The sequence below is a fragment of the Microbulbifer sp. CAU 1566 genome (assembly GCF_023156515.1).
GTDB lineage: Bacteria > Pseudomonadota > Gammaproteobacteria > Pseudomonadales > Cellvibrionaceae > Microbulbifer.
Window position 1 is genome coordinate 74,052 of sequence record NZ_JALNMG010000006.1, and the last position, 24,139, is coordinate 98,190.

A 24,139-nucleotide genomic window follows, 5' to 3' on the forward strand; every position below is an offset into this window, starting at 1 on the left:
GTTGTCCAGGCCGCACCACTACTACAGAAAAGACATTCGTTTAAAACTTGGCTCGAATACCCAGGGAGTAGCGTGCCTCATTGTCGTAGATCAATGCTTCCTGTTCCACGCCGTCGGCGATGCGATACACCTCGCGTACATCTTCGCCCGTCAGGTTGGAACCCTGGAGATATACCGTCACATCATCCAGTACATCGTAGGAGATGTTCGCGTCCAGATAGGTTTCCTCCGGTGCGTACTTGGCAAAGTTCAGCGGGCCGTAGGACTGGATAAAACGTTCGCTGCGGTGGTTCACCGCCACACGACCCTGCCACTTGTCCTTCTGGTACCAGGTGATGAAGTTGAAGGTATTCTCCGAGTTGTTCGCAAACGGATATTTCATGCCGGTTACGTCGGAGTGATCACCGGGCACCTCACTGGGTGAATAGGTGTAGTTCGCCTCGATACCGAAGTCGCGCACAATATTCATCTCGGTGAGATCGGACAGCGCCAGCTTGGCTCCCAGCTCGACACCTTTCACTTCACCGCCTTCACCCACTACCGGGCCATTACCGGTAATGTTATAGGTTTTACCGTTGTAGTCGACCTCGATGGTACTTTCCTGAGTCTCCAGGAAGGAATCAATTTTCACCAGGTAGGCGCCCATGCTCAACATGCTGGCATCACCGAAATAATATTCCGCGGAAATGTCAAAGTTGTTGGTGAGCCAGGGCTCCAGATTGATATTGCCCGATGAGTTCCAGCCACTGGGAATACGCTGGGTGGGATCATCCGGGTCCGCCGCGGTGAAAATGGTGCGGCTGCTGCCGTAATTGTCGAGATCGAGATCCTGCTTGTTCTTGGCCGCGGCGAATCGCAGCATCACATCATCGGTGACATTCCAGGCAAGGTTCAGAGATGGCAACACATCGGTGCGTTTCTTGGTCTCGGTGGTGCGGCCGGTGTAGTAGTTGGAACCGCCGTTGGTGCGGGTAACGCTGGTGGTTTCGTAGATGACCGCCTGGATCTCGGAGTCGATTACTTTAACCCCGAAGGTGCCGAACACATTGCCGAACTCGAAATCAGACTGTACGTAACTGGTCAGCTCGTTAAGGGTTAAATCATAGCTGGTGCCGGGATTCACAATGGGTTTGATATCGCCAAAGATTTTGCGGTTGATACCTTCGCCGTTATCCAAGCTTTTTGGATCTACCGCCCAGAATCCCGGAATACCACTGACGTTATCCCCCAGGTCATCCACAAAGGTCAGGCCCAGACCGTGGAAATCCAGTCCCTGCGGCGGCAGGGTGAAGTAGGGAACAAAGGACGAGCCATCATCCTCGGCGCCTACTAGGCGTTCGCCCGCGGAGCACTCGGCGCCGGTACCGCCACCGTCAAACTTCTGGTCGATGGAGCGCCACTGGGCATAACAGCCCACCTCGTTGCTTGCGGCGGCCAGTTCCGGACTGGTCAGGCGGTTGTCGGAGCCCACGTAGAACTGCGCCCAGTAATCGTAGTTTTCTTTTTCCACTGTACGACGGCTGGGACGCAAACCGAATTCCACGTCGGTGACGAACAGGTTTTCTGGTTTGAAGTTAACGTTGAGGTTAACCGCGTTCAGGTCCGATTCGATATTGCTGTTCTGCTCCAGCTGCAGGCCTTCCATGATCCAGCTGTCTTTGTTGGCCATATACTGCGCAAGGGTCTTTTCACCGTTGGCATCGGTGAGTCCCCCGGCAATTTTCTGGTCGAAGCCGGACAGAGCAACTTGGTAATCCCGGTAGGCCATTTTCAGGCGCGGGTCTTCGTTGTAGCCGAGCGGGTTGGGCAGTACAAAGCGGCCGCCGTTTACACCTACCTGATCCAGCTTGTCCGGATCCAGGGTGAGGTTGTAGCGCTCGATCACATCGCTGGGATAGAAGTGATTGTCGATGGTCTGAACCGTATTACCACGGAAGCTGTTGATACCGCCCTGGGCCGTGGCATAGACCTGATCGTTGTTGGCGGTGGCGCTGATGGCGCGCAGGCTACCACTCCAGGGGCCGCCGTTGTCCCAGTTCAACTCCACATTGAAGTTGGTGGAAGAGGTGTCGATTTTGCGGTTGGACGTGAGTGAGTAAATCCACAGCGGCTCGACATCAAACTCGTCTGCGACCACCCAGTTGCGCCCGTCCTTGCCGGTAACGGAATCACTGATGGACGTGGGCGCCGCAATCTGTGCACCGCTCCAGCCGTTGGGGTCACTGTAGCGGGGATGCCACTGTGCCTGGCGGTCGGCGCTGGTGTTGCCCTGGCCCTGCCAGCGGTTGGACAGGTTCAGGCCCACTCGGCGCTGGTATTCGGTGGCATCGGTGTGGAACCCTTCCACCACCAGGTCGAGACCGTTGCCCAGGTCTGCCTGCAGTGCCAGGTTAATACCGTCGCGGTTGCGCTCATTTTCCGCGTTGAAAAATTCGTAGCCGTGATTGGTGTTCACGGTCCAGGATCCGTTGAAATCGGATCCGGGGCCCATTTCCAGTCCCGCCGGGTCACCCACATGGCCGACATAGTCGTTGGCCAGGTTTTTCTGGCCGGTGACACCGGAGACCATCAGGCCGATATCGTCGTTACGCCAGTTCACCAGCGCATTGAAGGTGCTGTCTGCCTCGCCGCTGATTTCACCGTAGGAAACGTCATAGCCACTTGCGGTGCTGAGGCCGTCCTCGAAATCCAGCGGGCGGAAGGTTTCGATATCGATGGTGCCGGTAATACCGGAAACCGCGTTGCTTACATCCAGGGTTTTATACACATTGGCGCTGCGCAGCAATTGCGAGGGCACATCGGTGAAATTGGGCTGTGCGTTTGCCAGGTTACCGGCGGCGAGGAACTGTTCGCCGTTCAGCATGACCGCTACCTGTTGCATACCGCGTACGCTCAGGCTGCCGCCTTCACCGGCAGAGCGCTGGATCTGTACCCCGGTAATGCGCTGCAGTGAGTCGGTGATGGTGGTATCCGGCAGCTTGCCGATATCTTCCGCGGCAATGCCGTCAACGATGGATTTTGCGTCGCGCTTGGTGTTGATGGCGGTTTGCTGGGACTGTTTCACCCCGTAAACCACAACTTCTTCCAGTGACGCATCACTATTTTCCTGCGCCAGTGCGGCTCCCGCTACGCCAAAGAGCGCGTAGGAGGCGACCGCGGCAGCAAGGGTTTTCTTGCAAAAACGGTTGGAATTCTTCATGAATCTCCCCTGATCACCAATTATTGGTTACTTGTTATTGATCCCAAACAACGAAAGCCTGCACGTGACAATCTGAGCAAGCGCTTCGCCCGTGGGGTGGGCGAATCCGGTGGTGAAAGGAGCGGTTGGCGGGGTGCTGGCGGAATGCATTGCCAGGTCAAACTTTGCGAGCCGGGGTAGGAATCCCGGGCGCCACAAAGGCCGGTTGTCTCTTTCTCTCATCTGCTACGGCGTTCCGGTTGCTGGTGTTATTTTTGCAATGGAATCGCTTCATTTTTCGCGAAGTGTCGGAGTTTTCTGGCTCCGGTTTTCTGCGATTTTTTTCAAATGTAATGAAGTCAAATTCCGAGCGTCAACGGAATTCCCATGAAAACAGGATGAAAACGTTTTCTCCAGCTGAAAACGTTTTCAGTCGGAAAACGTTTTCAGAAAACATCAAATATCGGTGGGAGGAGACCTGGCGAGGCCGCAACGCCGGAAGCGACAGGAGGCAAGGGAGAGAAGAATCACAGGGGAGCAGTGAACACAGGCACGCATTGGCAGCCGCGGACACGCCGCTTAAATGGCGGCAGATCCTGCGGCTTCTGCGGGAGCGGATTCTATGCGGACAAAACAGGTGGCGCCGGCCGCGACAAGCAGCAGCAGACCAGCCAGCCCGAGCACGTAGATGGCCTGGCCGGCAAACAGGTGGTGCACGACCAGTGCCAGCAGGCTGGAGGCAAGAATCTGCGGAATCACGATAAACAGGTTGAAGATCCCCGCATAGGTGCCCATTTTATGTTGCGGCAGGGTGCAGGTAAGGATGGAGTAGGGGATCGCAAGAATGGATGCCCAGGCAAAGCCCATGGCGACCATCGAAACCAGCAGCCACTGCGGATCGCGAATCCACAAAAATGACAGCATGGCCCCAGCGCCAAGCACCAGATTGAGAATATGCGCGCGCTGAATACCGATCGCGCTGATCATCCAGGGGATGGCAATGGCGGCCAGCGCGGCAAAACCGTTGTAGGTGGCAAACAGAATGCCTACCCAGTTGGCGCCCTCGTTGTAGAGCGCGGAATTTGCATCACTCGCGCCGAAGTGAAAACTGGCAACCGCCGGCGTACCGTAAATCCACAGGGAAAACAGCGCGAACCAGGTGAAGAACTGGACTACCGCCAGCTGGCGCATGGTGGTGGGCATCTCCAGGATGTCGTGCATGATCTGATAAAGACCGTTGCGGTACTTGCGCCGTCGGTACATGTTGGCAGCGAGCAGCTGGAAGGCGCCGTAGCCGACAATCCCCAGAGTTAAAATCAGTAACTTCTTGTCCAGTGCCAGGGCCAGCACGGCGAGTGTCGCCAGCGCACCGGACAGGGTAAACAGGGTACCCTGGCGGAGAAAACGCGGCTGGTTTTTGGCCGCATTGTAGGTGTCCTGCCACTTCTCCCCCAGGCTGTGCTTTTCCCGTTGCAGCTGCTCCGGGCTGTACTCGCGGGTGCTTACGCAAGTCCACAGCACCGTAAACAGTACAATCGCCGCGCCGATGTAAAAGGCGTAGGTCACCGAATCGGGGATGGCTTTACCGGCGGTGGTATTGGTTACATCGAACCAGTGATTCAAGGTCCAGGGCATGGCCGAGGCCACCACGGCGCTGACACCGATAAAAAAACTCTGCATGGAAAAGCCGCTGGAGCGCTGTTCTTCCGGCAGCATATCGCCCACCAGTGCTACCGAGGGACCGAGCATCACATTCAGGGAGGCATCGAGAATCCACAGCATGGCCGCGGCCATCCACAATTCCGTGGAGTTGGGCATCACTAGCAGCGCTGTTGCCGCGGCAAAGGCGCCGGCAATCAGGAAGGGGCGGCGGCGACCGAAGCGGTTCCAGGTGTTGTCACTGAGGTAACCGACGATGGGCTGAATCAGCAGGCCGGTAATCGGCGCGGCGACCCACAGGATGGGAATATCTTCCACGCTGGCGCCGAGGGATTGGAAAATCCGGCTGACATTGGCGTTCTGCAGGGCAAAGCAAAACTGAATACCGGCAAAGCCAAAGCACAGACTCCAGATTTGCCAGAAATGCAGTTTTGGCAGTTTGGGTGCTTCCGGTGCTGTCTGTTCACGAGGACTGTGCAGCATTTTATTGTTGTTCTTTTGCGTTAGGTCCCACAGAGAGTATGGGGTGAAAACGTTTTCCGCAACCGCAAACCCCATGACCTTGGTCGCAATCCAGCACAAAATGGTTTTCCCACTATGTGAAAACGTATTCATGGGAAACCGCGGTGTTCCCCGCTACCCGTTGCCGTTAGCATTGCCCCCGTCGATCGACCACTGAATAACAATAACCGAAAACCGGAAGCGTCAGCCGTTGTGCGCAGCTTCCCTGTGGAAGAGAGAAAAGACAATCATGGATTTCCCGCTGATTGGCGGCTCGCTGGTGGATACCGGCGTGGTCGCTGTATATATCGTATTTCTGGTGACCGTCGCCTGGCTGGTATCCCGGGAGAAAGACGGGCGTCAGAAAAGTACCCGGGACTATTTCCTGGCCGGCAAGGGGTTGCCCTGGTGGGCGGTGGGGGCATCGCTGATTGCGGCGAATATCTCTGCGGAGCAGATTATCGGCATGTCCGGTTCTGGCTATGCCATTGGCCTCGCCATCGCCTCCTACGAGTGGATGGCGGCCATCACCCTGATCATCGTCGGCAAGTACTTTCTGCCGGTATTCCTCGCCCGGCGTATCTACACCATGCCCCAGTTCCTGCAACAGCGGTACGACAACCGGGTGAAAACCATCCTCGCGGTCTTCTGGCTCGGGGTCTATGTGTTCGTCAATCTCACGGCGATCCTGTGGCTGGGGGCACTGACCATTCATACCATCGCCGGTGTGGAGCTGGCCTATGGCATGGCGTTTCTGGTGGTACTGGCACTGGCCTATTCCCTGTACGGCGGGCTCAAAGCGGTGGCGCTGACCGATGTGATTCAGGTAGTACTGCTTATATTCGGTGGTCTGGTGCTTTCCTATATAGCCCTGGACCTGATCGGCGAGGGCGCCGGGGTGTTCGCCGGATTTACCATCTTGGCCGAGCGGGCCCCGGAAAAGTTCGACATGATCCTCTCTGCGGACAGCCCGCATTACGCGAGCCTGCCGGGGATCTCGGTGCTGGTGGGAGGGATGTGGGTGATGAACCTGTCCTACTGGGGGTTCAATCAATACATCATCCAGCGGGCACTGGCGGCGAAGGATCTGCGGGAAGGCCAGAAGGGGATAGTATTCGCCGCCTACCTCAAACTGTTGATGCCGCTGATAGTGGTGTTGCCGGGGATCGCCGCGGTGGTGCTGCTGCCGGACCTGGCACGCGCGGACCAGGCCTATCCGGCGCTTATGAACCTGATGCCGGTTGGGCTGAAGGGGCTGATCTTTGCCGCCCTGACTGCCGCCATTGTGTCTTCCCTGGGGTCCATGGTGAACAGCATTGCCACCATCTTTACCATGGATCTGTACTGCCACCGACGCCCGGATGAGAGCGAGGCGCATTACGTGCGCGTCGGTCGCATCGCCGGTGCGGTATCCCTGCTGCTGGCAGCACTGTGTGCCCGGCCGCTACTGGGCAACTTTGACCAGGCGTTCCAGTACATTCAGGAGTTCACCGGCTTCTTCACGCCGGGCATTGTGGTGCTCTGCCTGCTGGGGATCTTCTGGCCGCTGGCCACGGCCAATGGGGCGCTGGTGGCGGCACTGGCTTCGGCGGTGTTGTCGCTGTTGCTGAAGCTTGCCTGGCCGGAACTGCCGTTTATCGACCGGGTGGGGCTGGTGTTCCTCTGTTGTCTGGCGCTGGCGGTCATCGCCTCGCTGCTGCAATCCGGAGCGGTCGCTGGCGGAGCGGGGGAGCCGACAGAAGTTCGAGGGGATGTGGTCAGTCAAACGGGCTTTGCGACCGATCAGTCTTTTAACCTGGCGGGTATCGGCGTGGTGCTGTTGCTGACCGCGCTCTATGCCACCTGGTGGTAACCGGCCGATCAACATCCGCGGCGGTCGGCTTTGCTGGCCGCCGCTGTTTCTTCAGCGCATCTCGGTTGGGCAACTATGTCTAGCCGGTCATTCCTGTGTTGCGACCCCTGGGCCCCACTTTTCTCGCCGCTTGCCCTCATCTGGACGGCATTCTGCCCACGGCTGGTGCATAAATGCGCCAAATCTTTAAGTTGTTGAATTTAAAGGTTTTTTTCGTTCCCGCTTTGCCTGGTTCAAGGTGGGATAGTCCATTTTGGGCCATTTCCCCAAGGTGGGACGACTCATATTGAGGCGCAGCGGGAGTATAGCGTGGCGCCAGATCGGGTTATCCTATTGCGGTCTCTGAGGTACCCACCCTGGCGAAACCAATAACGAAAATGACGTGACGATGGGGGAGACAACTCCATGAATAAAATGACCGGATTCAAGAAGAATTCCATTGCGGTAGCCATCGCTACCCTCACGGGCATTAGTGGGCATGCCCTGGCTCAAACCGAACAGGATGCAGCACTGGAAGAAGTGGTAGTGCTGGGTATTCGCGGCAGCCTTGAGAAGTCCATGGATGTGAAGCGCGATGCCAAAGGTATTGTCGACGCCATCTCCGCAGAAGATATCGGCAAGTTCCCCGATACCAACCTCGCAGAATCCATGCAGCGTATTACGGGTGTATCCATCGACCGGGTCAACGGCGAAGGCAGCCGCGTTACCGTGCGTGGCCTGGGCCCGGACTTCAACCTGGTAACCCTGAACGGACGCCAGCTGGCCCGTACCACCGGTGGCCGCTCTTTTGATTTCCAGAACATCGCTTCTGACATGGTAACCGGCGTTGAGGTTGCCAAGACCAGCGATGCCACCCTGCCGTCCGGCGGCATGGGAGCCACCATCAATATGTTGACTGCGCGTCCGCTGAACACCCCGGAGCGCACCATGCGCTTTGCGGTGAAAGGCGTGATGGACGAGTCCTCCGAAGATGCCAACATCACCCCGGAATATAGCGGTTTTTTCTCCGATACCTTTGCCGACGGCAAATTCGGTGTGGCCATTTCCGGCAGCGTATCCGAGCGTGAGAGTGGCAGCGCCCAGGCTACCGTGCCCGGTGGCTGGATCAGTGTGCCCGGCCAGATGGACAACAACTGGGATGGCGTGAATGATGCCTGGGGTGCGGTACCGGTAGACAATCAGGTGAACCGTCCGGGTGAGGGTGACATCTCCTCCATTCCGCAAAACGCTGCATACAAGTTTGAAGAGCAGCAGCGCAAGCGTACCAACGGCCAGCTGGTACTGCAGTGGGCGCCGAATGACGACGTGACCGCGACTCTGGATTACAACTACTACCAGAACAAGATCGCCAAACAGTTCAACGATATTTCCGTGTACCACGCCTGGCAGGGCGACCAGCGCGCAGTGTGGAGCGATGGCCCCATTGCGACCCCGCTCATTTACTCCGAGTACTACGGCAGCCCGAGCGATGTGGCCATGGGTGGCGGCAGCACGGCGGAAGTCTACGAAGGCGATATGCTGGGTGTGAACCTGGAGTGGCAGGTGAGCGACCGCCTGAACCTGTTCTTTGACGGCCAGCATTCCGAAGCCGAGCGCCGCCCGGACAGCCCCTGGGGTACCAGTAACGTACTGACCGTTGCCGCCATGGTGCGCGAGGCTAGCAGCGTGGACTTTACCGGTGACCTGCCGGCAATCTACGTGGAAACGGCCAATGGCCTGAATGCATCGGATATCCAGGTGACCGGCTCCGTGTTCACCAACTCCAAGGACTTCTCCGAGATTGACCAGTTCCGCTTTGGCGGTAACTTCGAGCTGACCGAGTCCAGCGATATCGACTTTGGTATCTCTCGCCAGGAAGTCACCAACCGCTCGCAGTCCGCATTTGTACAGCGCAACTCCTGGGGTGGCGCCGGCCCGGCTTCCGACCTGCCGGATGGGCTGTTTACCGCGAAAAGTATTTCCAACCGCTTCAACGAATCCTGGGGTGACTTCTCCGAAATCGGCGGTCGCGATCCTCTGAACATCTATTACGCGTGGGACTTCGATGCGGTGCGCGCGGCGGCCGAGAGCCTGTACGGCAACGATGCAACCGACATCGCCAACAGCAACCGCATGGGTGACTGTGGCACTTCCTTCTGTGCCTCCACCGATTACGCGTCGGACACCGACCGCGCTACCACCGAAATTTCTACTTCGGTCTATGCCCAGTACAACTTCGCGTCGGAAATGTTCCGCATGCCCTACGAAGTACACGCCGGCCTGCGCTACGAAGAGACCGATGTGGATTCCACTTCCGTGGTGCCTTCCTACAATCGCGCCGAGTGGAACTCCAACAACGAAGTGGTCATTCTCGGCGACGGCGAGCAGGAATACCTGAGCGAACAGGGCAATTACGACTACTGGCTGCCGAGCCTGTCCTACAAGCTGGAAGTGACCGAAGATGTGGTCGCCCGCGCTGCGGTCAGCAAGGCCATCACGCGTCCGAACTACAACGACATCAAGGGCGGCACCACCATCGGCACCGTGGCCAATGGCGGTATTGGCGGTGGCTCCACCGGCAACCCGGGCCTGTTGCCGTTCGAGTCCGTCAACTACGACTTGTCGGTTGAGTGGTATTACGGCGAAGCCAGCTACGCATCCATCGGCCTGTTCCGTAAGGATGTGTCCAACTTCATCAGCGCTTCAAAAATCGACAAGACCATCTTTAACATCGCCAACCCGGCGGACGGTGCACTGGTCGATGAAGCGCGGGCCAATGGTGCCAACGACGCCCAGGCGGTGCGCGACTATATCGCGGCAAACTACGAAGACAGTGATTACGTCGACGTAGTGCGCGACGATATGGGCGAGATCACCAATATCTTCATCAAAGGCAATCCGGCCACCGACCGCGATATGGTTTTCCGCCTGGATACGCCGGTGAACGGCGATGTGGAAAACACCCTGGACGGTGTCGAGCTGGCGGTACAGCACATGTTTGGTGAATCTGGCTTCGGTATCCAGGCCAACTACACCCTGGTGAAATCCGAGCTCGAGTACAATGCCTTCCTGCTGGAAGATCATGAAGCAATGGATGGTCTGAGTGACTCCGCCAACCTGGTGGGTTTCTATGACAAGCATGGCTTCCAGGCCCGCGTTGCCTACAACTGGCGCGATGACTTCCTGATGTCTCGCGGCCAGAACACCGGTGCCAACCCGCAGTACACCGAGGGCTACAGTCAGATCGATCTGAACGTCAGCTACGAAGTGCAGCAACTGGATGGTCTGCAGGTTTTCCTGGAAGGTATCAACGTCACTGACGAGCACAAGCGTGACCACGGTCGTTCGTCCTATCAGTTGATGGGACTCTACCAGGGTGGACCGCGCTGGCAGTTGGGCGCACGTTACGCCTTCTAAACCATTCCACAGGATGGAATAGTAGTAAGCAGGGAAGCCGCTGGTCCTAAGGATCAGCGGCTTTTTTGCCTGAAAATAACAATGATAATTTGAGATGAGACAAGCGTTATGGCCAATGCAGTATTGCTGAATAACGTCGAACACCGCGAGTTACGCGTGATTACCGAGCGTTCCGGCAAGTTGGGCGACAACAGCTGGTATGCGCTGACCTTCCCACTGGAATTCCGCGCGTTACAGGGCCAGTACCCGATTTTTTTCCAGAAAGACGCCAACACCGGTAATTTCTTTCCGCTGGTACTGCTCGGCCTGCAGCCGGGAGAAAACCTGTACCTCCGAGGCGAACAGTGGGCTGCTTCACATATCCCACTGACCATTCGCCGCGACCCTTTCCTGATCGGTCGGCAAAGTTTTGTCGAAGATGGCATCCAGAAAAGCCGCCGTGTCATTCATATTGATCTCGACAGTCCGCGTATCAGCCGCGAGCAGGGTGAGCCCCTGTTTCTCGAATACGGTGGCAGCTCGCCTTTCCTCGACAGCGTCTCCGATATGCTGGATGCCATTCACATGGGGATCGAGCAGAGCGAAAAATTTGTTCGCGCACTGCAGATTCACGGGCTACTGGAATCCTTCACCCTCGATGTGACCCTGAACAACGGCGAGAGCAGTCAGCTCAAGGGGTTTTACACCATTGATGAGGAGCGCCTGCGCGCCTTGAATGGTGAAGACCTGAATGATCTGCACAAGGCCGGTTTCCTGGAGGCCATCTACATGGCGATTGCATCCCAGTCGCAATTGCGCCGGCTGATCGATGAAAAAAATCGCCGGCTTGCGCTGCAGTAAGGTGATTCGATGATGTCTACCCTTGCCGAAGAAAAAATACCCTATATCGAAAGCGCCGGTCTGCCGCATACGCAAGAGCTGCACGGGGTATCTCCGGATAATGTGTTGGAACTTGTGGCTGGCGCAACCCGCCCGCTGATTCTGCGGGATTATTGCAGCCACTTCCCGGCGGTAGTTGCCGGCAAAGAGTCCCCGCAGGCGACTGCTGACTATCTATTGCAGCAGTACAGCGGAAATCCGATCATTGGTTGTTACGGCAGCGCCGAAACCGGCGGCCGGGTTTTTTACAACGACGACATGAGTGGTTTCAATTTTGACAGCCGCCGTGTTCCGCTCCGCGAATTACTTGACGACATTCTGGCTTCTGCCGAAACGGCGGAAATGCCCATGCGCTATATGCCGTCCAGCGAAGTGTCCTACTGGTTTCCGCAGTTTGCCGCGGACAACGATGCCGGTGTCAGCAGTGTTTCCCCTATTGGGTCCCTATGGCTGGGGAACAAAGTGCGGGTCGCCGCGCACTACGATTTTCCCAATAATCTCGCGTGTAATATTGCGGGAAAACGCCGCTTTACCCTGCTGCCCCCGGAACAGATTGCCAACCTTTATCCCGGACCTCTGGAATTTGCGCCCGGCGGCCAGGAAGTGAGCCTGGTGGATTTTTACAGCCCGGATTTTGAAGCATTCCCGCGCTTTCGCGACGCCTTGCAGCAGGCACAGATTGCGGAACTGAATGCGGGGGATGCACTGTATATCCCCGGTATGTGGTGGCATCACGTGGAGAGTCTGGGTGTACTGAACGTACTCTACACCCACTGGTGGCGGGATTCTGAAGCCTACATGGGGCGGCCAACCAATGCCTTGCTGCATGCCATCCTCGGTCTGCGCAACCTGCCGTCTCACCAGCGCAAGGCATGGAAGGCACTATTTGATTACTATATTTTCGACGCCGAAGCCGGCGCCGCCGAACATATTCCGCAATCTGCCCGCGGCGTGTTACAGCAGCCGCTTGGGCTGGAGGCGGCAATGCAGTTGCGCGCGAAACTGCAGAACGATTTAAAACGCTGATATAAAAAACAGTATTAAGAAAAGCACTATAAATAAAAATATTGAGAGAGTATTTGCGTGAACGACGAGAATAGAATTCGCAGGGTCATCATTGCCGGCGGCGGTACCGCCGGCTGGATGACCGCCGCTGCCCTGGCCAAACTGCTGGGCAAGAATCTGGACATCAAACTGGTGGAGTCGGAAGCCATTGGCACCGTGGGCGTGGGCGAAGCGACGATTCCCACCCTCCATTTGTTCCATCAGCTGCTTGGCATCGACGAGCGCGAACTGATGGCCTACACCAATGCTACGTTCAAACTGGGCATTGCGTTTGAAAACTGGAAAGACGTCGGCCAGGACTATATCCACTCCTTCGGCGCTGCCGGCAAGGATTGCTGGGCGTGCAATTTCAGCCACTTCTGGGTGAAGGGGCGACAGCTGGGTATCCACCACGATATTGGCGATTACACCAGGGAACACCTGGGGGCACGGGAAGGACGCTTTGCCGTATCCCCACGCAGTGAGCGCACCCACGCTTATCATTTTGATGCGAGTCTCTACGCAAAATTTCTGCGCAACCTGGCGGAGAAGCACGGCGCGCAGCGTATCGAAGGAAAAATCGAACAGGTACAGCTGGATCATCACAACGGTCATATCAAGGCGCTGAAACTGGACAGTGGTAAGCTGCTGGAAGGGGATCTGTTTATCGACTGCACCGGCTTCCGCGGACTGTTGATCGACCAGGCGTTGCACACCGGTTATGACGACTGGGGCCACTGGTTACCCAGCGACCGCGCCGTGGCCGTACAGACCGGCAAGAGTGAAAATCCCGTAGCCTACACCCGCTCCATTGCGCGGGAATCCGGCTGGCAGTGGCGCATTCCCCTGCAGTCGCGCACCGGTAACGGGTTGGTGTACTGCAGTCACTATATGAATGACGATCAGGCGATGGAGCAGTTGCTGGAAAATGTGGAAGGCGAACCGCTGATCCAGCCGCGGGTGATTCCCTTCCGCACCGGTACCCGCCGCAAGCACTGGAATAAAAACTGTGTTGCCATCGGTCTATCCAGCGGATTTATCGAGCCGCTGGAGTCCACCAGTATTCACCTGATTCAGCGCAGTATTGTGCGCCTGATGACTTTCTTCCCGGCCAACGGCTTTGTGCAGGCGGATATCAAGGAATTCAATCGGCTGATTCGCGAGGAAACAGAAAACGTGCGGGATTTTGTAGTGTTGCACTACAAACTGACCGATCGCCAGGATACTGAGTTCTGGCGCCACTGCCGCGCCATGGAAGTGCCGGATAGCCTGGTTCACCGTATGGAAATGTTCGAGCAGGGCGGCCGGGTTTACCAGAATGGTACCGAGTTGTTTGGCGAGAGTTCCTGGTTGCAGGTTTTGCTCGGCCAGGGGTTGATGCCCCGTAGTTATCATCCGATTGTGGATATGATGAGCGACGAAGAACTGGCGCGCTTCCTGTCAGGTATTCGTAGCGATGTACGTGCGGCCGTAGACAGTTGGCCGAATCACCTGGAATTTATCAATCACTACTGCAAAGCCAGGTTAGAGTAAGTTTAGAAAACTCTTGTTAGAGTCTGATGATGCTCCGGCGTGCTCGCCACTCCGGAGTATCAGTATCACTTCATCTCACCAGCGCTGAGAGAAGCGCGTCATAAAATCTTCGCCTTATTCCTTCTTTCTCGTCAGTAAACGCACCAGCTTGGTGAAGTTCCTAAAGTGGGACGACGCCCTAGCGGGGGATAATTACGGTTACGCGTGTATTCGTTGCGATGATGAATACCAGTGTTCGCAATCCCGAATAGAAAATAAATAACGACGAGGATCGATCATGCGTCAACTCCCCTCAGGGCGAGGCAAGCTGCTGCGGCCTGCTTTTTCTCTCATGACTGCTGCAGTACTTTTTTCAATAAGCACGGTAAGCAGCGCGCAAGCTAATAATCTGGCAACCGGCGCTCCGGTTTCTGCCAGCACCGCAGATCTCGCTGCAAGTAATGCGGTCGACGGCGACAATGGAACCCGCTGGGCATCTGCGGCCCAGACCGATCCTTCCTGGATCAGTGTCGATCTCGGCCAGCCCTATGACCTGGATCAGGTAGATATTTTCTGGGAAGCGGCAAACGCTGAGACGTACCAGATTCAGGGTTCCAATGATGGCGCTCAGTGGTCCACGTTATCGACTCAGACCGGTGGTGTGTTTGGGCATAGAACCGATACCGTCGCGGTGGACGGCATTTACCGGTACGTGCGTATCAATGGCATAACCCGGAGTGCGGGCAATCAGTGGGGCTACTCCATCTGGGAGCTTGGCGTTTATGGTACGGCCGCCAGTTGTGATAACGGCTGTATCGTTGAAGTCAATGGAACTACGGCGCAGGCGCGCATGAGCGGCGGCGATATTGTGGATGTGCACTATTCGGTCAATGGCGGCGGGCAGCTGAACGTACGTATGACGCAGTCGGGAAATGACTGGTACCACGATATTCCGAATCTTTCTCCCGGCGATTCCCTTTCGGTTTACTACACAAAAATCACCAATGGTGTTGGTGAGACCACAAGTCCTGCGCAATACACGTTTACCGGGCAGGGTGGTTCTTCTTCCGGTGGCGGTTCCAGTTCCAGTAGTTCAAGTGGTTCTGGTAGCTCTTCTGGCAGTTCCTCGGGTAGTAGTTCTTCTGGTGGCTCCAGTAGCTCATCTTCCGGCGGAACGCCCAATCTTGGAAATATAGTCCCCTTGTATGACAGCGCTACCCCTCTGGAGCCGGTGCAACAATACGAAACCGCAACCGCGCTGGTTACCCGTTTCTCCGATCGTGCACGGGACCGTCATGCGAAAGAGGATCACTTCCAGGCCTACGATCATTACCTGAGTTTTTACTGGGAAGATCGCACGGCGTCGATTGAAATCATCGATGAAGTCGCCAAGGGCGGCGACACGGTACGGATGAATGTGCGTACCCAGTTCAAGCTGAGTGATACCGAGGCGGAGAATCGCTGGTTCTATCGTGGTGTTGGCACCGTAGCGGAGTACTGCGACAACGGTGTTATGACCGTGGTGGATAACGAGCACTACTTTAAAGAGCGCAGTTTCAATTGTCGGGAAAATCGCCCCATTCAGGTTGGCGATAAACTGGAATTTGAAATCAGCCAGTTTCTGGATGCCAGTGTCCCTAACGGGCGTGCGAATTATTACGGCACTACCTTCCTGTATATCGTCGGTGAGGGATTGGTCCCCTGGGATGTAGGTGGTACCACGCCGTTTGGCGGTATCAAAGACTCGTTCAAAATTCCGGAAAAAGCCTGGCTCGGTGGCGACACCAGCATTCATGCGCTGACTTCCGGAGAGACCGACAATCACTTCTTGCAGATGGCGACGAATCTCGGCTACGACAATGCGCAGCCGTTTATGCTTGGCCGCCGTGTATTACACAGCTCCGCCATCGACGGTGTGCACGATGAAAAGCCGCTGGAGAATCCCGCATTTGCACCCATGGTCAATCTTGCAGGGCCCCATTACATCAATAGCAGCTGCGGCAGTTGCCACGAGCGCAACGGTCGCGCAGCACCGGCAGCAGTGGGCGAGCCGCTGGAAAAATGGACCTTCAAAGTGGCCGATGCCAACGGCAACCCGGATCCGTACCTCGGTTCGGTATTGCAACCGAAGGCGCGCAGCGGTGCGGCCAGTGAAGGTAATGTCTCGATCGCGTACTGGAGCGAACAAAATGGTTTGCGCTCGCCGAACTATGCATTTACCGGGGTGACGCCCGCGCGCTTTTCCGCGCGCATCGCGCCCAACCTGGTGGGCATGGGATTGCTGGAAGCGATTGCGGAATCTTCGATTGTCGCGTTGGCAGATGCCGGAGATAGCAACGGCGATGGCATTTCCGGTCGCGTTAATCGCGTGATCGATCCGGAAACCGGCGACACCCGTCTCGGCCGCTTCGGCTGGAAGGCCGGTGCCGCCAGTGTTCGCCATCAGCTGGCGCGCGCGTTCAATACGGATATGGGTGTGACGACTTCCGTATTCCCCAACCCGGATTGCGGCAGCAGTCAGAGCGATTGTGGCAGTAGCGGGGCGGAACTTGCAGACAATCACCTGCGGGATCTGACCAAATATATCTCGCTGCTGGGAATCCGTCCGCAGCGGGATTACGACAATGCGGCGGTGGTCAGTGGTGAGCAGGTATTTGCGAATATCGGCTGCGCCGATTGCCATACACCGACAATGCAAACCGGGGAGTTCCATCCGTTGGCTGAATTGCGTAACCAGACCATTCATCCCTACACCGATCTGTTGCTGCACGATATGGGCGCGGGCCTGGCGGACAATCTGGGCGAGGGTGAAGCCAGTGGCTCTGAATGGCGCACACCGCCGCTGTGGGGACTGGGACTTTCCGCCTGCGTAACCGGTGGTTTGGAAAATCCGATCGGCGGCCAGGGCAATGAGGTGTGCACACCGGTACACAGCTACCTGCACGACGGTCGCGCGCGGACCATTGAAGAGGCCATCCTGTGGCATGGCGGCGAGGGCCAGGCGGCGAAAAATGCCTATCAGTCTTTGTCTGCCGGTAACAAGCAGAACCTGCTGCAGTTCCTCAATTCACTGTAACTGTCGATTTTCTGTCTACTTGGGGCGATATCTCTATCGCCCTTTTTTTATCTCTCTAAAACGTCGGCCCACCTTGTGCGCAGTGGCAAGGTGGGGCGACGGTTTTCACCGGCAGGCGCTAAAAGAACGCTTCTCTCCCGAGAGAACATGAAAACAATAAACAAAAGATGAGGAGGCAGCGATGTCCAGAATTCTGTTCAGATCTTCCGCTCTGGCAATGGCGATTGCCGCGACCGCCTGTGGCGGCGGTGGCAGCAACAATGATGACGATGGCCAGGTCAATATACCCAACGATCCGCCCGCGAACGAGCGGCCGGAACAGTGCCTGGAAGATCCGCTGAACAGTGGTTACTGCCTGGTGTGGGCGGACGAATTTTCCGGCGAAGCCATCGACAGCGAAAAATGGTCCCACGAAAAGAACTGTACCGGCGGCGGCAACAACGAGGCCCAGTGCTACACCGACGCCGCGGAAAACTCCTGGGTTGCCGGCGATATGTTGCACATCAAGGCGATCCGCGAGGACGCCACTGGCCCCAATCTGGTGGACGACGATCCGAATTACGATCCGGGCGATACCAGTGGCAGCGGTACCTACACCTCCGCACGCCTGCGCACCAAAGGTATGGGCGACTGGAAATACGGCCGCTTTGAAATGCGCGCGAAGTTACCGCAGGGGCAGGGCAGCTGGCCCGCTTTCTGGATGCTGCCGAGCGAGTGGAAATATGGCGGTTGGCCACTCTCCGGCGAGATCGACATTCTTGAGGCGGTGAACCTTAAAGTGGGTGGCGAAGATCATGTTCACGGCACTCTGCACTACGGCGATGTCTGGCCCGGCAACAAATACACCGGTGTGGCTTACCAGATTCCCGGTGGCCTGAATCCGGCGGATGATTTCCACACCTATGCGGCGGAATGGGAAGAGGGCGAGATCCGCTGGTATGTGGACGGTGACCACTACGCCACCCAGACCAAAGACGGCTGGTACAGCGCCGCGGCGCTGGGCAACCCCAACGCCCCGTTTGACCAGAGCTTTCATCTGATCCTCAACCTGGCGGTGGGCGGCGACTGGCCGGCCAACGTGAACGACACCGGTATCGACGAAAGCGCCTTTCCGCAGGAATACGTGATCGACTATGTGCGTGTTTACCAGTGCAGCGAGGATTTCGACACCGGCAAGGGCTGCGCCACTACCGACAGTGACTTTGTCCTCGAGCCCGGTATCGCGCCGCCCCAGGCGCCGGAAGGCGAAGAGGTTTCTGTTTTTGACGGAGAGGCCAAAGATCCCTACCAGTGGTTCACCTGGACCGCCTTCGGCACTGTGGATTTCGAGGTGGTGGATGCCGGAGGTGACTACGGCGACGTAGGCCAGATTTCCTGGAACACCGACCAGGGTATCGGTTTCTTCCAGTCCACCAACAGCTATGACCTGAGCGATTACACCTACATGGAATTTGACCTACGGGTTCTGGAGGAGCCGGATGATTCCGGTTCCGCATCACTCACCTTCCGCGCGGACTGCGGCCATCCGTGTTCCTCCGGTGACTACCCGCTGGATATGCCCGCGGTAGATCAGTGGACCCACTACCAGATCCCCATGCTGGAGCTGGCGGAAATGGGTCTAAACACCGCGAGCGTGAATACGCCATTCGTTATCTCCCCCGCCTGGGACAACCAGATGGGGGCGGTTCTGCAGGTGGATAATGTGAAACTCACCAAATAAATCTCGCTCCGGAGCGTCCCATTTTGGTGTTTATGCCGGGGTGGCAAGGTGGTTTGCACCATTTTGTGCCCGGACTTCAAAGTGGGACGACCCTTTTCTGCGCAATCCGTACAACGGAAGCTGGAAAAGCCGGGTATCCAGGCTCAAACAATGAGACTGATCAGCGGCGGAAAGTCACACGACGATTCAAAAAATAACGGCGAACAGGAATGGGAGTTTTGCGGTGATGAAAAAGCGAATTCTGCTGGGGATCATCTCCGGTCTGATAGCGGGCGGTGGGCTCGCGGGCTGCACGGAACAGAATGGCGCTCAGAAAATGACCGCCGAAGGTTCATCCAAAACCGCCGGTAGCAATGCCGAAGTGAGCGCCCACTGGCCGCAACTGGCTAGTGGTATTGCTAAAGATCCCGCAGTCGAAGCCCGTATCGACGCGCTCCTGGCCAAAATGTCCACCGAGGAGAAAGTCGGCCAGATGATTCAGGTGGAGATCCGCTCGGCCACCCCGGAAGATGTGAAGCAGTATCACATCGGTTCCATCCTGAACGGCGGCGGCGCCTTCCCCTACGACAACAAGCACGCCTCCGTGGCCGATTGGGTGGCGCTGGCGGATGAATATTACAACGCCTCCATGGACACCAGCGACGGCGGTGTCGCCATCCCCATGATCTGGGGCACCGATGCGGTGCACGGTCACAACAATGTGATCGGTGCGACCCTGTTCCCGCACAACATCGCCCTCGGCGCCGCGCACAATCCCGCGCTGCTGGGCAAGATCGGCGCGGCCACCGCGGCGGAAGTTAAAGCGACCGGTATTGACTGGGTATTCGCGCCGACTCTGGCGGTGGTGCGTGACGACCGCTGGGGCCGCACCTATGAATCCTACTCCGAGGATCCCGATCTGGTCCGCGCCTACGGCGGCGAAATGGTGGAAGGCATGCAGGGTGCTGCGGGTAGCGAAGACCTGTTGCAGGGCAAGCATGTCATCGCCACCGCCAAACACTACCTGGCCGACGGCGGCACCCTGAACGGCATCGACCGCGGCGACGCGATGATCAGCGAGGAAGAGTTGGTGCGCCTGCACGCCCAGGGCTACTTCTCTGCAATCGAGTCCGGTGTACAGACTGTAATGGCCTCCTTCAGCAGCTGGAACGGCGAGAAGATGCACGGCCACAAATACCTGATGACCGATGTGCTGAAAGGTCGCCTCGGCTTCGACGGTTTCATCGTCGGCGACTGGGCCGGTCACCAGTTCGTGAATGGCTGCAGCAATGTGAGCTGTCCCCAGTCCGTCAACGCGGGTCTCGACATGTTCATGGCGCCGGACCCGAGCTGGAAGGAGCTGTACAAGAACACCCTGGCCCAGGCGAAAAACGGCGAGATTTCCGCTGCGCGTCTCGACGACGCGGTGCGCCGCATCCTGCGGGTGAAAATTCGCGCGGGCCTGTTTGAAGCCGGTGCGCCATCCGCGCGCGCGTTTGCCGCCGATGAATCCCTGATCGGCGCGCCCGAGCACCGCGCCATCGCCCGCCAGGCGGTGCGTGAATCCCTCGTGCTGCTGAAAAACAACGACCAGCTGCTGCCGCTTGCGCGCAACCAGCGCGTACTCGTGGCCGGTGACGGTGCCGACAATATCGGCAAGCAGGCTGGTGGCTGGAGCATTACCTGGCAGGGTACCGGTAACCAGAACAGCGACTTCCCCGGTGCCACTTCCGTTTACGGTGGTATTGCCAATATCGTGCAGGCTGCTGGCGGCACCGCCGAGCTGTCGGTCGATGGCAGCTTCGAGCAGAAGCCGGATGTGGCCATCGTGGTCTTCGGTGAAGACCCCTATGCGGAAATGCAGGGCGATATTTCCAACCTGCAATACAAAGGCGCCGGTGACCTGGCACTGCTGAACAATCTGCGCGAGCAGGGTATCCCGGTCGTCAGCCTGTTTATTACCGGTCGCCCGTTGTGGGTGAATCCACACATCAATGCCTCCGATGCCTTCGCGGTCATCTGGCAGCCGGGTACCGAAGGTGCCGGTGTGGCGGATGTAATTTTCCGCAACGCCGATGGCGAAGTGAACCACGACTTCAAAGGCAAACTCACCTTCTCCTGGCCGAACGATGCACAGCCCACCGTACGCAACCCCGGCGAAAATGAGGCGCTGGCCCAGTTCAACTTCGGTTACGGCCTCAATTATGGAAGCAGCGTTCAGTTGGCCGCGCTCTCCGAACAGAGCGGCCTGAAAATATCCGATGGCAAACAGGCACTGGCAGTATTCAACGGCCGTGCACTGGATCCCTGGAGTTTTCAGGTGATGGATGCCACGAACAATCTTTCGGTCATTTCCAGCAGCGTGGCAAAACTGGCCGGTATCAGCGTGCAGTCCGTTGACCGCAATGTTCAGGAAGACAGCCGTCGTCTGCAGTGGAATGGCGAGGGCAATGCCATGGCCGGCTTCTTTGCCAACAGCCGCACCGATCTCAGTAGCTATCTGGGCAAGCAGGGCGCCCTGGTGTTCGATGTAAAAGTGGATGCTGCGCCGAGTGATGCGGTGAGCCTCGGTATGAACTGCGGTATGGATTGCGGTGCCGAGCAGTCCATCACCGAGCTGCTCAAGGGCGCGGCGCCGGGCGAATGGAAAACCGTCGCGGTAGACCTGCAGTGTCTGGCGGATGCCGGTGCGAAACTGGACATGGTGCTGTCACCTTTCTATGTGCGCACCGCCGGCGCGCTGGATATGACCGTGCACAATATTCATATCGCTTCCAAGACAGTTGCAGATATCCACTGTGGCTGAACAAACTCGCTAGTTTGATTTTCCCGGCTGCCGCCACCAACAAGGGTGCGGCAGCCGAAATTCGCGAAGCGCTCACAAGGCGCGGGCCGATTGCAAAATAACAATAAATTCTGAATTCATAGCAGTTCCTTTTCTGATGCCGGCGATCAAACACCCGGCGATATAACACCTAGCGATATAACACCTAGCGATATAACAGTAGTACCCCTCTGCCAGCGGTTCCGGCAGATTCCGAGCAGTATCGATCTCACAATATGCCCACGATTTTCAGGGACGGCATCTGTGCGCTCGAAATAAGCCGATCGGGTCTGTGCTTGCGCCTATTCCGATCCCAAAATTCTAAAAAGCGTGATGGGAAAAATAATGAAAAACCAAAGAGCAACGGTGAAGTGCCGTATGTTGCTGACGGCCGCGTGCCTGTTGGCGCAACCTGCACTGTTCAGTGGCGCGCAGGCGCAGACAGCACCGGTCTGGGCGGATGAATTCAATGGCGAACAGATCGACCGCAGCGTGTGGACCTACAACACCGGCGGCAGTGGCTTCGGCAATGGGGAAATGCAGTTTTACACCGCGTCCCAGAACAATGCCTACATCGAAGACGGCAATCTGGTGATCGAGGCGCGCCGGGAAAACTACGAAGGGAAACCGTTTACTTCCGCGCGACTGCATACCAACGGTCGCGTCGGGTTCAAATTTGGCACGCTGGAAGCGCGTATCAAACTGCCGAAACTGGACAATGGCCTGTGGCCCGCATTCTGGATGCTGGGTGATAACTTCGGTGTCGATGGCTGGCCGAAATCCGGGGAGATCGACATCCTTGAAGCCGGTTTCAAGTCCGCGATTGAGGATGGCACGGTCAACCATGCGGTCTCCGGCGCGGTGCACTGGTGGCACGAGACCGGAACCTGGAGCGACTGGCTGCAGGCGGACCACGCCCAGCACGTGGTGATGGCCGACCCGCTGTATGCGGACTACCACACCTATCGTCTTGACTGGACGCCGGAAGAAATGGTGATTTCCGTGGACGATACCACTGTGCTCACCATGGATATCACGGACCCCGCACTGTCGGAATTTCGCGATAACCCGATGCACATTCTGCTCAACCTCGCGGTGGGCGGGTGGAATTTTGTCGAAATCACCGATCCCGCACAGATCACCGCGGATTTCCCCGCAAAAATGTATGTGGACTATGTGCGCCTCTATGCCAATGAGCACACCGAGCTGGAAGTGGCCAGCGAAAACTACCGCAGCGGTGACTTCGGCATATTCACCGAGTCGCACCCGGTGACCGATGCGCTGGACTGGGAAGACAACACCAACCTCTATGTGTGGAACAACATGGTGGGAGCTACTCCGGTTCCGTTCGAGGGGGCGGAGTCTCTCGGCTTTACCGTGCAGCCGGGTAACTGGTGGGGCATGGGTCTGCTGCACCCGGACTACAACCTTCGCAACTATGCACACGGCACCTTGCACTTCGATATGAAGTTACACAGCGACGTGAATGTGGAGGTGCATATGATGAGTACCTCCGGTGGGCAGGGCACCGTGATACTCGCGAACGGTGGCGAGCAGTACGGTCTGGCGCGCGACGGTGCCTGGCATCATGTGGCGATTCCGCTATCGAAATTCGGCGGTGTGGATTTTGAAACGGTACAGACCCTGTTCGCCATGTCCGGTCCTGCGCCGGCCGAGCCCTTTGACATCGCGGTCGACAATATCTATCTCACCGAAAGTGAACCTCTGGCAGCGCCGGAAAACGGCAGCTTCGGCATCCACACAGAATCCGAGGCCAACACAACGGCCGGCGCACTGATGGAGGGTGTCGACAGCGATCTGTTTGTATGGGAAGGCACACTCACCATGACCCACGGCAATGCGATTGAAGGTGAGTCCGCACTGAACCTTGCCTCCACCGGTCGCGGCTGGTTTGGAATGGGGTTTGCCGCCCGCGAGGGCTTCGATCTTTCCGCGTTTGACAACGGCGACGCGGCATTACATTTCTCCATGCGCAGTACGGATCAGACGGAATTTCGCATCGGCCTGAAAAGTGGCAATGTCCAGAATATTGGCCAGACCTGGGTAACCTTTGCACCCGGTAGTGACCCCTATGGATTTGCCCGCGACGGCGAGTGGCACGATATCGTCATACCCGTTTCCGATCTCGCTGCGGACCTTGAACTTGCGGATATGCTTCAGCTGTTCCAGCTGTTGGGGTTCGGTGAGATCAGCGATCTTTCTATCGACAATGTCTACTTTTCCGGCGGTGCCAGTGACGATGCCTGTGCGCCAGTACGGTCGCGTCTCGAGGAAGTGATTGTTTGGCTGGAATCCCACAAGGAACGGAATGGAAATTTGGGTGCTGGTTGGCTGAAGGCTTTGCTGAAACACCAGCAAATCCGCGAAGACTGGCTGGAAAAAAAGCGCCGCCATATACGGGAATTGCGTGCGTGTGTCGCCCAGCATTCCGAAAAGCGACGCGGACAATAAATTGTAAAAAGTATTCGTTGCCGGTATTCGGCACTCCATAAGCGATG

11 protein-coding genes are annotated in these 24,139 nt (G+C 57.2%); 9 read left to right on the plus strand and 2 right to left on the minus strand.

The annotated features are described in order from the left end of the window. Positions 1 to 40: 40 nt before the first annotated feature. Together M0G74_RS14975 and M0G74_RS14980 are read right to left on the minus strand one after the other, a co-directional pair. Positions 41 to 3,199: a TonB-dependent receptor gene (locus M0G74_RS14975; RefSeq protein WP_248219194.1), complete on the minus strand. Its 3,159-nt coding sequence runs from the start codon at positions 3,197 to 3,199 to the stop codon at positions 41 to 43. A 558-nt stretch (positions 3,200 to 3,757) separates the two neighbouring features. Next, entirely contained in the window at positions 3,758 to 5,320 is a 1,563-nt protein-coding gene (locus M0G74_RS14980; protein ID WP_248219196.1) for an MFS transporter, read from the minus strand. A 268-nt stretch (positions 5,321 to 5,588) separates the two neighbouring features. Here M0G74_RS14980 and M0G74_RS14985 point away from each other — a divergent pair, with 268 nt between their 5' ends. From M0G74_RS14985 to M0G74_RS15025, 9 genes are all read left to right on the plus strand, one after another. Beyond that, a complete protein-coding gene (locus M0G74_RS14985) occupies positions 5,589 to 7,190 on the plus strand; it encodes a sodium/sugar symporter (RefSeq protein ID WP_248219198.1) in 1,602 nt (533 codons plus the stop codon). A 405-nt stretch (positions 7,191 to 7,595) separates the two neighbouring features. After that, on the plus strand, positions 7,596 to 10,586 hold the full coding sequence (locus tag M0G74_RS14990) for a TonB-dependent receptor (protein WP_248219200.1): 2,991 nt from the start codon (positions 7,596 to 7,598) through the stop codon (positions 10,584 to 10,586). A 108-nt stretch (positions 10,587 to 10,694) separates the two neighbouring features. Beyond that, positions 10,695 to 11,426: a SapC family protein gene (locus M0G74_RS14995; RefSeq protein ID WP_248219202.1), complete on the plus strand. Its 732-nt coding sequence runs from the start codon at positions 10,695 to 10,697 to the stop codon at positions 11,424 to 11,426. Positions 11,427 to 11,435: 9 nt separating this feature from the next. Further along, complete coding sequence (locus M0G74_RS15000) at positions 11,436 to 12,491, plus strand: cupin-like domain-containing protein (RefSeq protein WP_248219203.1); 1,056 nt, start codon at positions 11,436 to 11,438, stop codon at positions 12,489 to 12,491. A gap of 57 nt (positions 12,492 to 12,548) precedes the next feature. Further along, positions 12,549 to 14,042 (plus strand): tryptophan halogenase family protein, encoded by a 1,494-nt coding sequence (locus M0G74_RS15005; protein WP_348983716.1) that lies wholly within the window; start codon positions 12,549 to 12,551, stop codon positions 14,040 to 14,042. A gap of 277 nt (positions 14,043 to 14,319) precedes the next feature. Further along, positions 14,320 to 17,097: a di-heme oxidoredictase family protein gene (locus M0G74_RS15010; protein ID WP_248219204.1), complete on the plus strand. Its 2,778-nt coding sequence runs from the start codon at positions 14,320 to 14,322 to the stop codon at positions 17,095 to 17,097. A 181-nt stretch (positions 17,098 to 17,278) separates the two neighbouring features. Then, the gene (locus M0G74_RS15015; protein WP_248219205.1) at positions 17,279 to 18,817 is read left to right on the plus strand and encodes a glycoside hydrolase family 16 protein; all 1,539 of its coding nucleotides are present in this window, start codon (positions 17,279 to 17,281) and stop codon (positions 18,815 to 18,817) included. Positions 18,818 to 19,043: 226 nt separating this feature from the next. After that, positions 19,044 to 21,602, plus strand: coding sequence for a glycoside hydrolase family 3 N-terminal domain-containing protein (locus M0G74_RS15020; protein ID WP_282450238.1), 2,559 nt, complete (start codon positions 19,044 to 19,046; stop codon positions 21,600 to 21,602). A gap of 363 nt (positions 21,603 to 21,965) precedes the next feature. Beyond that, complete coding sequence (locus M0G74_RS15025) at positions 21,966 to 24,092, plus strand: glycoside hydrolase family 16 protein (RefSeq protein ID WP_248219206.1); 2,127 nt, start codon at positions 21,966 to 21,968, stop codon at positions 24,090 to 24,092. The last annotated feature ends 47 nt before the right edge of the window (positions 24,093 to 24,139 follow it).